This window comes from Burkholderia sp. MSMB2157WGS (assembly GCF_001532755.1).
GTDB lineage: Bacteria > Pseudomonadota > Gammaproteobacteria > Burkholderiales > Burkholderiaceae > Burkholderia.
The window spans coordinates 1,208,960-1,221,672 of record NZ_LPJG01000030.1 but is presented as its reverse complement, the minus strand read 5'-3'; the positions used below and the strand labels follow the sequence as shown (position 1 = coordinate 1,221,672).

Annotated in this window: 11 protein-coding genes; 8 read left to right on the top strand and 3 right to left on the bottom strand. The window is 69.7% G+C overall.

Annotation, left to right across the window (positions count from 1 at the left end):
- Positions 1-2: 2 nt before the first annotated feature.
- Together WT53_RS23920 and WT53_RS23915 are read right to left on the bottom strand one after the other, a co-directional pair.
- Positions 3-1,586, bottom strand: coding sequence for an NAD(P)/FAD-dependent oxidoreductase (locus WT53_RS23920; RefSeq protein ID WP_034205406.1), 1,584 nt, complete (start codon positions 1,584-1,586; stop codon positions 3-5).
- Positions 1,583-2,512 (bottom strand): SDR family oxidoreductase, encoded by a 930-nt coding sequence (locus WT53_RS23915; RefSeq protein ID WP_034205405.1) that lies wholly within the window; start codon positions 2,510-2,512, stop codon positions 1,583-1,585. The genes WT53_RS23920 and WT53_RS23915 overlap by 4 nt, the downstream gene beginning before the upstream one ends.
- Positions 2,513-2,600: 88 nt before the next feature.
- Between WT53_RS23915 and WT53_RS23910 the strand changes: the two genes are divergently transcribed.
- The 3 genes from WT53_RS23910 (at position 2,601) to WT53_RS23900 (ending at position 3,951) form a co-directional block, all read left to right on the top strand.
- Positions 2,601-3,260 (top strand): TetR/AcrR family transcriptional regulator, encoded by a 660-nt coding sequence (locus WT53_RS23910; protein ID WP_034205404.1) that lies wholly within the window; start codon positions 2,601-2,603, stop codon positions 3,258-3,260.
- A gap of 92 nt (positions 3,261-3,352) precedes the next feature.
- Entirely contained in the window at positions 3,353-3,625 is a 273-nt protein-coding gene (locus WT53_RS23905; RefSeq protein WP_034205403.1) for a type II toxin-antitoxin system Phd/YefM family antitoxin, read from the top strand.
- Positions 3,622-3,951: a type II toxin-antitoxin system RelE/ParE family toxin gene (locus WT53_RS23900; protein ID WP_034205402.1), complete on the top strand. Its 330-nt coding sequence runs from the start codon at positions 3,622-3,624 to the stop codon at positions 3,949-3,951. Before WT53_RS23905 ends, WT53_RS23900 begins: the two co-directional genes overlap by 4 nt.
- 31 nt (positions 3,952-3,982) lie before the next feature.
- On the opposite strand, the gene WT53_RS23895 is transcribed toward WT53_RS23900, so the two are convergent.
- Positions 3,983-4,924 carry a LysR family transcriptional regulator gene (locus WT53_RS23895; protein WP_034205401.1) on the bottom strand — a complete coding sequence of 314 codons (942 nt, stop codon included), beginning with the start codon at positions 4,922-4,924 and terminating at the stop codon, positions 3,983-3,985.
- A 126-nt stretch (positions 4,925-5,050) separates the two neighbouring features.
- On the opposite strand from WT53_RS23895, the gene WT53_RS23890 reads away from it, so the two are divergent.
- The 5 genes from WT53_RS23890 (at position 5,051) to WT53_RS23870 (ending at position 12,710) form a co-directional block, all read left to right on the top strand.
- The gene (locus WT53_RS23890) at positions 5,051-5,695 is read left to right on the top strand and encodes a glutathione S-transferase family protein (RefSeq protein ID WP_034205400.1); all 645 of its coding nucleotides are present in this window, start codon (positions 5,051-5,053) and stop codon (positions 5,693-5,695) included.
- Positions 5,696-5,728: 33 nt separating this feature from the next.
- Positions 5,729-7,792 (top strand): pyridoxamine 5'-phosphate oxidase family protein, encoded by a 2,064-nt coding sequence (locus tag WT53_RS23885; protein WP_034205399.1) that lies wholly within the window; start codon positions 5,729-5,731, stop codon positions 7,790-7,792.
- Between the two features lie 755 nt (positions 7,793-8,547).
- Positions 8,548-10,779: a TonB-dependent siderophore receptor gene (locus tag WT53_RS23880; RefSeq protein ID WP_034205398.1), complete on the top strand. Its 2,232-nt coding sequence runs from the start codon at positions 8,548-8,550 to the stop codon at positions 10,777-10,779.
- A 59-nt stretch (positions 10,780-10,838) separates the two neighbouring features.
- A complete protein-coding gene (pnuC, locus tag WT53_RS23875) occupies positions 10,839-11,483 on the top strand; it encodes a nicotinamide riboside transporter PnuC (protein WP_034205397.1) in 645 nt (214 codons plus the stop codon).
- Between the two features lie 36 nt (positions 11,484-11,519).
- Entirely contained in the window at positions 11,520-12,710 is a 1,191-nt protein-coding gene (locus tag WT53_RS23870; RefSeq protein ID WP_034205396.1) for a phosphotransferase enzyme family protein, read from the top strand.
- Positions 12,711-12,713 lie beyond the last annotated feature (3 nt).

Genomic DNA, 12,713 nt, shown 5'->3' with positions numbered 1-12,713 from the left:
CCTCAGCGGGTGTCGAGTGCGGGTTCGGCGGCCGGCGCGGCGGCTGCCTGGCCAGTGTTTGCGCGGCGTTCGAAATGCATCGCGGAATCGGCGAGCGGGCTGAACTTCAGCGACGCGAGATCGAGCACGTAGTTCTGGTGGAATTTCCACGGCTTGCGGTGTCCCTGCTTCGGCAGGATGCCGGCCGCGCGCTGGATGTAACCCGAACTCAGGTTGACGGCCGGCACGTCGCCGAGATCGCCTGCGCCGAGCCGCGGCACGCACGTATCGTACCCGTTCGCGCGCATGTGGTTGAGCAGCCGGCACACGTAGCGCGCGATCAGCTCGGCCTTCAGCGTCCACGACGCATTCGTGTAGCCGAACGACGACGCGAGGTTCGGCACGTCGCTGTACATCATCCCCTTGTACGACACCGTCTCCGACAAATCGACCGCGCGGCCGTCGACCGTGACCCGCGCGCCGCCGAGCATCTTTATCTTCAGCCCGGTCGCGGTGACGATCACGTCCGCGTCGAGCTGCTGGCCGCTCTTCAGCTGGAGGCCGGTCGGCGTGAAGCGCTCGATCTCGTCGGTGACGATCGATGCACGGCCCGCGCGAATCGCCTTGAACAGGTCGCCGTTCGGCACGAGACACACGCGCTGGTCCCACGGCATGTAGCGCGGCGTGAGGTGCTTCGCGACGTCGAAGTCGGGGCCGAGCTGCTTGCTCGCCGCGCGGATGATGAACCGCTTCGTCCGGTCGGGCTTGCGGCGCGACACGTTGTACAGGTATATCGTCAGCAGGACGTTCTTCACGCGCACGAGCCGGTGCGCGAGCCGCGACGGCAGCACGCGGCGCAGCGCGTTCGCGATCTTGTCGCGCGCGGGCAGCGACACGATGTAGGTCGGCGAGCGCTGCAGCATCGTCACGTGCCGCGCATCGGCCGCCATCGACGGCACGAGCGTGACGGCCGTCGCGCCGCTGCCGATCACGACCACGCGCCGGTTCGCGTACGACAGATCCTTCGGCCAGTGCTGCGGATGCACGAGCTGGCCCTCGAACGTGTCCATGCCTGCCCAGTCGGGCAGGTAGCCGGCGTCGTAGTCGTAGTAGCCGCTGCACATGTACAGGAAGCGGCACGTGTAGACGAGCGTGTCGAGCGCGCCGTCGCGCGTGCGTTCGACGCGTACCGTCCAGCGCGCGCGGTTCGAATCCCAGTCGGCCGCGACGACCTTCTGGCCGTAGCGAATCGTCTCGTCGATGCCATACGCGTGCGCGGTGTCGCGGATGTAGTCGAGGATCGTCTGCCCGTCGGAGATCGCCTTGTCGCTGTGCCACGGACGGAAGCTGTAGCCGAGCGTGAACATGTCGGAATCCGAACGAACGCCCGGATAGCGGAACAGGTCCCAAGTGCCACCGATCGCGTCGCGCGCCTCGACGATCGCCACGCTCGCATGCGGGCAGCGTTGCTTCAGGTGATAGGCCGCGCCGATGCCGGACAGGCCGGCGCCGACGATCAGCACGTCGAGGTCGTTGCCGTCACTTCGGTCGCGGCGGGCGTCGGGGGCGGGCGGCGCGGCGCGCCGGTCGGTCGTCGTCGAGCTCATGCGTGGTCCTTCGTCGGTGGGGTGGGGCGCGCGGCGGCGGGCGCGTAGGCGCGTTCTCCCGCGGAGGCTACCTTCGGGCGGAGATTGCGTGCGCGGGCGCGACGCACGTGGCGCAGCATCAGCCACTGATAACCGGCGCCGAGCAGCCGCGCGATCCTGTCGAGCCGGCGCGCGTCGGCGCCGACCAGCACGCGGCGCGCATTGCGCTCGACGCCCGCGAGGATCTGTCGCGCGGCCTCGTCGGCCGTCGTCGCGTTGATCAGGCGGTTGGCCTGGCGGCGATGGGTCGCTTCGTCCTGCCCCGTCAGTGCGTGGATGCTGGCGTCGACGCGGCCCGCGTCGACGATGCTCGTCGCGACGCCGCCCGGATGCACGCAGGTCGCGCTCACCGGCGCGCCGTCGAGTTCGAGTTCCATCCGCAGCGCCTCGGTGAAGCCGCGCACCGCGAACTTGGTCGCGTTGTACGCGCTTTGCGTCGGCATCGCGACGAGCCCGAACAGGCTCGAGGTGTTGACGACGTGCCCGTCGCCCGATGCGCGCAGATGCGGCAGGAACGCCTGCGTGCCGTGCACGACACCCCAGAAATTGATGCCGACGATCCATTCGAGATCGGCGAGGCGGGCGGTCTCGGCGCTGGCGGCCAGCGATACGCCCGCGTTGTTGAAGATCAGATTGACCTTGCCGTGCTCGGCGCGAACGAAATCGGCCCACGCGAACACCGCGTCGCGGTCGGCGACGTCGACCCGGCGCGTGCTCACGCGCACGCCGTGCCACGCGCACGCGGCCGCCGTGCCGGCGAGCCCGGCTTCGCCGACGTCGGCGAGCGCGACCTCGCAGCCGCGCCGCGCGAGCTCGATCGCGAGGCTGCGGCCCATGCCCGAACCGGCGCCCGTGATCGCGGCGACCTTGCCGGAAAATCCCTTCATCCGTCGTTCCTCCCGTTCCGCTTGCGCTGCATCGGCGGCGCGTCTATTGTGGTGTTGTTCGTCACCACTTTAGTTTTCGGGTGTCCTGATGTCAAATAGCGGAATGGAGAAAGCACTCGAAACGGAAAAAAGAGGCCGGTCGTATGGCGGCGTGGCGCCCGAGGTACGGGCCGCCGAGCGGCGCGACGCGTTGATCCGCGCGGCGACGCGCGTATTCGGCACGGTGGGGTTTCGCAAGGCGACCGTGCGGTCGATCTGCCAGGAAGCGAAGCTGAACGATCGCTATTTCTATGCGGCATTCGACAGCACCGAGGATCTGTTGCGCTGCACCTATCTGCATCACGCGCAGCAACTGCACGACGCGGTCGCGCAGGCGGTCGCCGCGCGCGGCGGCGATCTGCGCGCGCGCGTCGACGCGGGGCTAGCCGCGTTCTTCGCGTTTCTGCGCGACCCGTGCGCGGCGCGCGTGCTGCTGCTCGAAGTGATGGGCGTGAGTGCGGATACCGACATGACGTATCAGCGCATGCTGCTCGACTTCGGCAAGCTGATCATGGCGATCGGCGTGCCGCGCGAAGCCGTGACGCCGGCGGAGCGCACCGAGCAGCGGCTGATCGGGCTCGCGCTGGTGGGCGCGATGACGAACGTCGGCGCCGCATGGCTGCTCACCGGCTATCGCGATCCGGAGGCGCAGATGATCGCGAGTTGCAGGAAGGTGCTGTTGGGGACGTTGGGGGAAGCGGGCGGGTAGCGCGTCGGCAACGGTCGGCTATCGCCACCTCGAGAGAGACTGAATTTAGATTTTAATCGGTCCCATCCGGGGCCTGGCAAAGGACGCGTTCCATGAAATTCTCGACTCAAGTCAAGCCGATCAGCTATCTCGAGAGCCACGCGGCCGAGATCGTCAAGGACATCTCGGAGAGCCGGGAGCCGATGCTCATCACCCAGAACGGCGAGGCGAAGCTCGTTGTCATGGACGTCAAGTCGTATGAGGAGCACGAAGAGACGCTCGCGCTGCTGAAGTTGCTTGCGCTGGGCAATCGCGAGATCGACCAGCGTCACTTTCGCCCTGTCGAGGATGTCTTCGCCGACCTCGACAAGGACGACGATCAATGACGTTACGCGTTGTCGCTCTTCGCTCGGCTGAAAAAGATTCGAAGGCGTTGAAGCGTTATCTCCTGTCGAACTTCGGCCCGGAAACCTGGCAAGTCGGCTATCGCCGGATCAAGGACGCCATCGCGTCGATTCGTGCTTTTCCGGCTCAAGGCAGGATTCCCGATGAGCTGGCGCATATCGACCTCAGTCAGTATCGCGAAGTCGTCGCGGGAATGAATCGCATCATCTACGACGTGCGCGGCGACACGGTCCATGTGCATATCGTGTGCGATACGCGCAGGGATCTGAAGTCGTTGCTGATGAGACGGCTCATGCAGGCGTATTGAGCGCCGACCTTCGCGTTTCTTCACTTTCCCGCTAGTTCGAACGTGAGCGCCTCGTCGTGGGCGCGACCGGCGTCTGCCCGAGCCGCGCCTTCATCGCATCGATGAACGCCCGCACCTTCGGCGACGGCAGCCGCGTGGACGGATACACCGCATGAATCCCGGCCGGCGCCGTGCGCCAACCCGGCAGCAGCCGCACGAGCCGGCCGGCCGCGACGTCGTCCGCGGTCGAGAAATCCGTCAGCAGCCCGAAACCGCCGCCCGCGAGCACAATCGCGCGGCACGCGGTCGCGGTGTTCGACACCACCGGCGCGACGCAGCGCACCGACGCGTGGCCGCCGCGCGCATCGTCGAGGTCGAGCGTATGCGGGCGCGGCAGCGACGACAACATCACGAACGGCAGCGCGGCGAGCGCATCCGGATCGCGCGGCAACCCGTGGCGCGCAACGAACGCCGGGCTCGCGACCAGCCATTTCTCGTAGGTGCCGAGCTGCACCGCGCGATGGTTCGAATCGGCGAGGCGGCCGATGCGGATCGCGACGTCGAGGTTGTCCGCGACGAGATCGACGACGCGGTCGTTCGCGACGAGTTCGACGGCGAGCGCCGGATGCCGGTCGCGCAGCGCGACGACGGCCGGCGCGACGACCAGCGCGCCATAGTCGATCGGCACGCTCACGCGCAGCGTGCCGCGCAGCGGCCCGGCGTCGGACGACACCGCGTCGAGCGCGGCTTCGGCGGCGCGCACGATGTCGCGGCACGCGTCGTAGAACACGCGCCCGGCATCGGTCACGCTCAGCCGCCGCGTCGTGCGCACCAGCAGGTTCGCGCCGACCTCGGATTCGAGGCGCTGCATGTGCGTGCTGACGACCGTCTTCGCGAGGCCGAGCCGCTCGGCCGCGGCCGTCAGCGAGCCGGCCTCGACCACCGCGACGAAGATCGCCAGCCGGTTCAGGTTCACGTCGCGCAGATCGGCCATCGTCGATTGTCCTATGGAAGCGGATAATGTTTCAGTGATTATCCGTCTTCTGGCGGCGAACCGCGAGCGCTACGCTGGGGCCGTTCGTCGCCGATCCCCGGCGGCGCGAGATGCCGGAGTGTTTCCATGTCTGCCGCCAGCAAGCCTGCTTCGCCGATCCGCGTTTATTCGTTCCTGTTGTCCGGGCACGCGCACCGTGTCCGGTTGTTCCTGTCGCTGCTCGGGCTGCCGTCCACGACCATCGACGTCGATCTCGCGGCCGGCGCGCAGCGCGAACCGGCATTTCTCGCGCTCAATCCGCTCGGGCAGGTGCCGGTGATCGACGACGGCGGCACCGTGATCGCCGATTCGAACGCGATCCTCGTGTACCTCGCGAAGCGCTACGGCGACGCGCACTGGCTGCCCGACGATCCGGTCGGCGCGGCCGTCGTGCAGCGCTGGCTGTCGTACGCGGCCGGCCCGATCGCGTCGGGGCCGGCCGCCGCGCGGCTCGTGACCGTGTTCGGCGCGCAGCTCGACCCGGAAGCGGCCAAGCGCACGGCCGCGAAGGTGCTCGACGCGATCGATCGCGAGCTGGCCGGCAAGCCGTTCGCGGCCGGCGCGCAGCCGACGATCGCGGACATCGCCGCGTACACGTACATCGCGCACGCACCGGAAGGCGGCGTGTCGCTCGAACCGTATCCGCACGTGCGCGCGTGGCTGGCGCGTATCGAGGCGTTACCGGGCTTCGTCGCGATGCCGACGACGCGCGCGGGCCTGCTCGCCGCTTGACGCGCGGTCACCGCACCTGTTCAGGAGAACGTAATGAATGAGCCGGGCGCCGTCGTACCGGGCTGGGAACTCGAGACCACGCCGTTTCACGCGGGCGAGCTCGCCGTGCAGCAGCGCGCAGGCGTGACGGACGCGGCGGGCGTGGCCGGCCGGCGCGGCATCCGGCGTTTCATGCCGGACCAGCACCGGACTTTTTTCGCGCAACTGCCGTTCTTCGTGCTCGGCGGCGTCGATGCGCAGGGCCAGCCATGGGCGACACTGCGGGTCGGCGCGCCGGGCTTCGTCACGTCGCCGGACGCCCGCACGCTGCGCATCGCGGCGCGCGCGCTGCCGGGCGACCCGCTGGCCGGCGCGTGGCAGGCCGGCGCGCCGCTCGGCGGGCTCGGGATCGAATTCGATACGCGGCGGCGCAATCGCGTGAACGGCGTCGTGCGTGCGGTGGACGGCGAGGCGCTGACGATCGCGGTCGAGCAGAGCTTCGGTAATTGCGCGAAGTACATCCAGGGCCGCAAGCCGACCTTCATTGCGCGGGACGTCGACGCATCCGTCGCGCCCGACGTGTCGGACGCGCTGAGCGACGCGGACCGCGCGCTGCTCACGCAGGCCGACACGTTCTTCGTCGCGAGTGCGAACACGTCGCCCGACGCGGGCGCGGCGCGCGGCGCGGACGTGTCGCATCGCGGCGGGATGCCGGGCTTCGTGCGCGTCGACGATGCACGCACGCTGACGACGCCCGATTTCAGCGGCAACCGGTTCTTCAACACGCTCGGCAACCTGCAGCACGATCCGCGCGCGGGGCTGCTGTTCGTCGATTTCGACGGCGGCGATGTGCTGTATGTCGCCGCGCGCGCGGAGATCGTGTGGGACGGGCCGGTCGTCGCGTCGTTCGACGGCGCGCAACGCGTCGTGCGCTTCCATGTGCGGGAAGTGCGGCGCATGCGGGCGGTGCTGCCGTTCCGGTGGTCGGCGGTCGAGCGTGCGCCGCAGTTCGCGGCGATGGCGTCGTCGTCGGGCGGCGCCGCGGCAACGGCCGGGCCCGTGCAGGCCGCGGTCGCGCCGGCATCGGCGCCCGCATGGCGGCCGCTGCGCATCGCGAAGATCGTCGACGAGGCGCGCGCGATCCGGTCGTTCCATTTCGAGCCGGCTGATGGCGGCGCATTGCCTGCGTACGAAGCCGGTCAACACCTGACGCTGCGCATCGCATTGCCGGGCAGCGGCGCGCCGTCGATGCGCAGCTACACGCTGTCCGATGCGCCGGGCGGCACGCATTACCGGATCACCGTGAAGCGCGAGGGGCGCGTATCGGCATGGCTGCACGATCATGCGCGGGTGGGCATCACGCTCGACGCGCAGATGCCGCGCGGCCGCTTCGCGTTCGATCTCGCGAGCCCGCGCCCGGCCGTGCTCGTGTCGGCCGGCATCGGCATCACGCCGATGGTCGCGATGCTGCGCCGGGCACTGGCCGACGACGCGCCGTCGCGCCGCGTCGTGTTCGTGCATGGCGCACGCGAAGCGGCGGACCGGCCGTTTGCTACGGAAGTGGCGCGCATCGCGGCTGCCGATGCGCGCGTGTCGCTTCACTGGTTCGACAGTCATCCTCACGAAGGGGCGGCCGCGAGGGCAGGCCGCATCGACGTCGGACAACTGAAGCGGATCCTGTGGTTCGACGACTACGACTTCTACCTGTGCGGGCCGTCGGCGTTCATGCGCGACCTGTACGACGGGCTGCGCGCGCTGAACGTGCCGGACGAGCGCATCCGTTTCGAGGCGTTCGGGCCATCGAGCGTCTCGCGCAGTGCGACTCGCGCGGCCGCCGCGCCTGCGGCGGCAAGCGTGCCCGTCGTGTTCCGGCGCACGGGGCGCGAAGCCGCATGGACACCCGCCGACGGCACGCTGCTCGAATTCGCGGAAGGGCAGCGCGTGGCCGTGCCGTCCGAATGCCGCGCCGGTTCGTGCGGCACGTGCGCGACGCGCGTGCTGTCGGGCGCGGTCGACTACGCGCAGACGCCCGATGCGCCGGTCGCACCCGGCTGCGCGCTGCCGTGCGTCGCGCGGCCCGTACAAGGGGCCACGGAGCCGCTCGTGCTCGATTGCTGACGCGCTTGCGACAGGCGACCGCGGGCAGCCTGCCGCGCGAAAAGCGCGTGCAACTGCTGCTTTTTCGGATGCCGTCCGGGTCGACGATAGCGTCGACCGATTCGATGAACGAGCCCGTCGAGAAACTGCTCGGCATGGACGGTGACGATGCGGGGGGCTAAAGCGAACGGCTGACGAACCGGTAGCGGGCGGCCCTTCCCGCGCCGGTTCCAGGCGTTCCGCCCGGCGCACGATGACGCCGGTGTCGGGGGCCGGCGCGCGCGACGCGAATCGCGCCCGCATCGTCGCCGCCGTCGCGCCGCCCGAAGCGCGATTCCGGTTGCCGGCTTCTCCGTTTCCCGTTCCGCCCGATTCCTCGGCCCTGGGCCCCGCCCGGGGTAAAATGCGCGCCACGCCGCGATGTCGCGCGCCGGGCAGGCCGCCGTTCCGACGAACGGCCGGCGCGAGTGCCCGCCGCCCGCACCGGGGCGTTCGAAGCGTCCCCCGCATGACACGATCGCGCGAGGCAGCCGGCCGGCCGACAGGCACCCGACGGACCCGTCGGCCGCTGCGTCGTTGCCGGCGCGTCATCGAATCCGATGCCCCATCCTGCGCTGTTCCGACCGGCCGGCCCGCTTGCGCGCCGCATGGTCCGGTTCGTCCGATGAATATCGCGTCGACGCACGCGTCCGGCGACGGGCGCGGCGGCGGGTGCACGCTTCGCAGCTTCCAACGGGTTTCGACAGGGTCGAGTGGCGAGTTTTCCATCCAGAACAATGACGGTGAATAGAACAACAGCGGCGCCCGCACGGCGGCGGCGCACGAAGGTCGGGCTCGGTGTCGGTCTCGGCGTCACGCTTTTCGCGGTGCAGGCTGCCGCCGCACCGGGCGACACGCCCGCGCCGGGCGCCGACGCGACCGGCAGCACGACGCTGCCCGCGATCGCGGTGAGCGGCGAGCGCGGCCGCTCGCTGCGGGCGCGCGAAGCGTCGGTCGCGGGGCTCGACGACGCGCCGCTGCGCGACACGCCGGCGTCGGTGAACGTCGTCACGCGCGCGCTGATCGACGATCAGCAGGCGAAGCGCTTGAGCGACGTCGTGCGCAACGATGCGTCGATCGTCAACGACTATGCGCCGGTCGGCTATTTCGAAGGCTTCGCGATCCGCGGCTTTCCGGTCGATCTCGCGAGCGCGATCCGGATCGACGGGCTGACGGTGTCCGGCGAGCAGAACGTGCCGCTCGAGAACAAGGAGCGCGTCGAGATCCTGAAAGGACTCGCGGGCATCGACGGCGGCGTCGTCGCGCCGGGCGGCGTGATCAACTTCGTGACCAAGCGCTCCGCGAACGTCGCGAGCGTGACGGGCGGCGTCGACAGCCGCGGCTCGACGTCGGCGGCCGTCGATCTCGGCCGCCGCTTCGGCCCCGACCATCAGTTCGGGTTCCGGATCAATGCGGCGAAGGAGAACATGCACTCCTACATCGACGGCACGAACGGGCGGCGCACGTTCGGCTCGATCGCCGCCGACTGGGACATCGGCCCGCGCGCGAGCCTGCAGCTCAATGCCGAATTCCAGCAGTGGATCCAGCGTTCCGCGCCCGGCTACCAGTTGCTCGGCGGCAACGTCGTGCCGTCGGTCAAGACGACGTCGAAGGCGCTCGGCACGCAGCCGTGGGCGAAACCGGTGACGACCGATGCGCTGAACCTGAACGCACGCTTCGACTACCGGTTCAACGACGACTGGAAGGCCTACGTCGCCGCCGGCCGCAGCCGCACGATGATCGACGACAACAGCGCGTTCGCGTACGGCTGCTATTACGCGGCAAGCTGCGCGGCCGGCGCGACGTCGCCGTTCTTCTTCGGCGCGAACGGCGACTACGACGTGTACGACTTCCGCAGTCCCGGCGAATACCGGCGCAACGACGAGCTGCGCGCGGTCACGACGGGCAAGTTCGCGACGGGGCCGCTGCGGCACGAGCTGACGCTCGGCGTGAGCGTGCAGCGCCGCGTCGTGCACATGGCCGACGCCGTGTACGACTACGTGGGCAGCGAGAACGTCTACGGGCCGGACCTGACCTTCTCGCCGTCGCCGAATTCGCCCGGGCCGTCGTATCCGCGCCTCGATGCGTGGCAGTACGGCGTGTTCGGGCTCGACCGCATCGGCATCGGCGAACACTGGCAGGTGCTCGCGGGCGGCAAGGAAGTGCTGCTGCGCCAGCGCAGCTGGAGCAGCCTCGACGGCGATACGACGCATACCGACCGCTCGGTGTTCCTGCCGCAGGTCGCGCTCGTCTACAAGCCGGTGGACGTGCTGTCGCTGTATGCGTCGTACAGCAAGGCGCTGTCGCTCGGCGATCAGGCCCCCGTACGCGCGACCAACGCGTATGCGTTCCTGCCGCCCGTCGAATCGCACCAGTTCGAGCTCGGCGCGAAATACGACTGGCTCGACCGGCTGAGCCTCACGGCCGCCGTGTTCTCGATCAGCAAGCCGTTCCAGTTCGCCGATCCCGACGCATCGGGCACGACCTACACGTTCGTGCAGCGCGGCACGCAGCGGCACCAGGGCATCGAGCTCGGCGCGGCCGGGCGCGTGACCGAGCGGCTGGGGCTGACGGCCAGCGTCGCGGCGATTCGCGCCCGCGCGGTCGATTCGGGGTCGCCGGCGTACGAAGGGCACCAGATCATCAACGTGCCCGCGCTGCGCGCGTCGCTGCATGCGGACTACGCGGTGCCGGGCGTCGCGGGCCTGAACGTGCTCGGCGGCGTGGAATACAGCGCGGCGCGCAACGCGAACGAGGAAGGCACCGCACGCGTGCCGTCGTGGTTCGTGTTCAATCTCGGCGCGCGTTATACGACGAAGATCGGCGGCCATCGCACGGTGTTGCGCGTATCGGTGGACAATCTGTTCGACAAGTTCTACTGGCGCGACGCAGGCGAGCAGCAGGGCGATGCGTACCTGTTCCCGGGTGCGCCGCGCACCGCGCGCGTGTCGTTGACCTATGATTTCTGACCGACCGGAATCGGCCGCGTGACGCGCGGCCCCGGCAGCCCACCAGGAGAGCACAGACGATGTCCCCACTCGAAATCGCCGGCGTGATCGTCAGCGCGCTCGCGATCTGGCTGACCGCGAAACGGCGCATGCTGTGCTGGCCGGTCGGCCTTGCGTCGGTCGCGCTGTACGGCTGGATCTTCTTCGACGCGAAGCTGTATTCCGACATGCTGCTGCAGGGCGCGTTCGCGGTGCTGCAGGTGTACGGCTGGCAGCGCTGGCTCGCGCAGCGCGCGAGCGAGGCCGCCGGCGGTGCCGACGGCCAGGCGGCGCCGGCCGGCGACGTCGCACCCGTGACCGGCGTGCGGCCCCGGCAGATGCTGCCCGACCTGATCGCGGCCGTCGTCGGCAGCGCGCTGCTCGGCGGGATGATGGCGCGCTGGACCGATGCGGCGCTGCCGTTCGTCGATGCGTCGCTGACCGCGTTCAGCCTCGTCGCGCAATACTGGACCGCACGGCGCTACATTGCGTCGTGGGGACTGTGGATCGTCGTGAACGTCGTGTACGTCGGGATGTTCGTGTTCAAGGAACTGTATCTGACGGCCGGACTCTATGCGCTGTTCATCGGCCTGGCCGTCGTCGGCTGGCGCGACTGGAGCCGGACGGCCGCCGCATTGCGCGCGGCCGCCGGCGGCCCGCTCGCATCGGGCGGCGGCGCGCGCTGATCCGCGCACGGATTCAACTACGGAGCAACGCCGTTCATGTCATTCCCCCTCGAGCCGGACGGCCCCCTGTCGCGCGACGTCGCGCCGCCGCAATTCGGCGTGGACGGCGAGCAGGCCGAACGCGACTGGCCGCTGATCACGCACGACGAAGTGGCGGCCGTGCTCGCGCGGATCGACGGCGCGGGCGAACCGGCGCGGCTGACGTGGCACAGCCCGCGGCAGTTCGCTGCCGCCGTGCTGGTGCGGATGGCCGACGGGCGCGGGTTGTTCGTCAAGCGTCATCACGCGAGCCTGCGCGATGTCGCCGGGCTCGAGGAAGAGCATCGCTTCATCGCGCATCTGCGCGCGCGCGGGATGCCGGTGGTGGACGTGCTGGCCGATCGCAGCGGTGCGACCGCGTTCGCGTCCGGCGAATGGACGTACGAGGTGCACGTGCTCGCGCCCGGCGTCGATCCGTATCGCGGCGTGATGTCGTGGCAGCCGTTCACGCATCCATCGCATGCGTATGCGGCCGGCCGCGCGCTGGCCGAGCTACATCGCGCGTCGGCCGGCTACGATGCGCCCGCGCGACCCGTGCGCACGCTGCTGTCGAGCTTTCGCGTGCTGTCGTGCGCCGATCTGGCGGGCGCGCTCGAACGCTGGGTCGACGCGCAGCCGCTGCTCGTGCGTGCGCTCGGCTCGCACGACTGGCGTGGCGACGTGGCCGACGCGATCGGCCCGTATCACGCGCGCCTCGTGCCGCTGCTGCCAGCGTTGCCGCCGCTGTGGACGCACGGCGACTGGCACGCGTCGAACCTGCTGTGGACCGACGCGGGGCCCGGCGCGCAGGTCCGGACCGTGCTTGATTTCGGCTTGTCGGACCGCACCTGCGCGGTCATGGACCTCGCGCTCGCGATCGAGCGCAATACGGTCGACTGGATGGCGCCGGCCGATGCGCGGCGCATCGAATACGACCAGATCGACGCGCTGCTCGACGGCTACGAATCGCTCGAACCGTTGAGCGACGACGCGTATGCGGCGCTGGTCGCGCTGCTGCCGATCGTGCACACGGAGTTCGCGCTGTCGGAAGTCGCGTATTTCGGCTGCATCATCGATGCGCCGGCGATCGTCGACATCGCGTACGACGGCTACCTGATCGGGCACGCGCGCTGGTTCGGCGAACGCGACGGGCGACAACTGCTCGACTGGCTCGTGCAGCGGCGGCGCGCGAAGCAAGGGCTCGCCTGATCC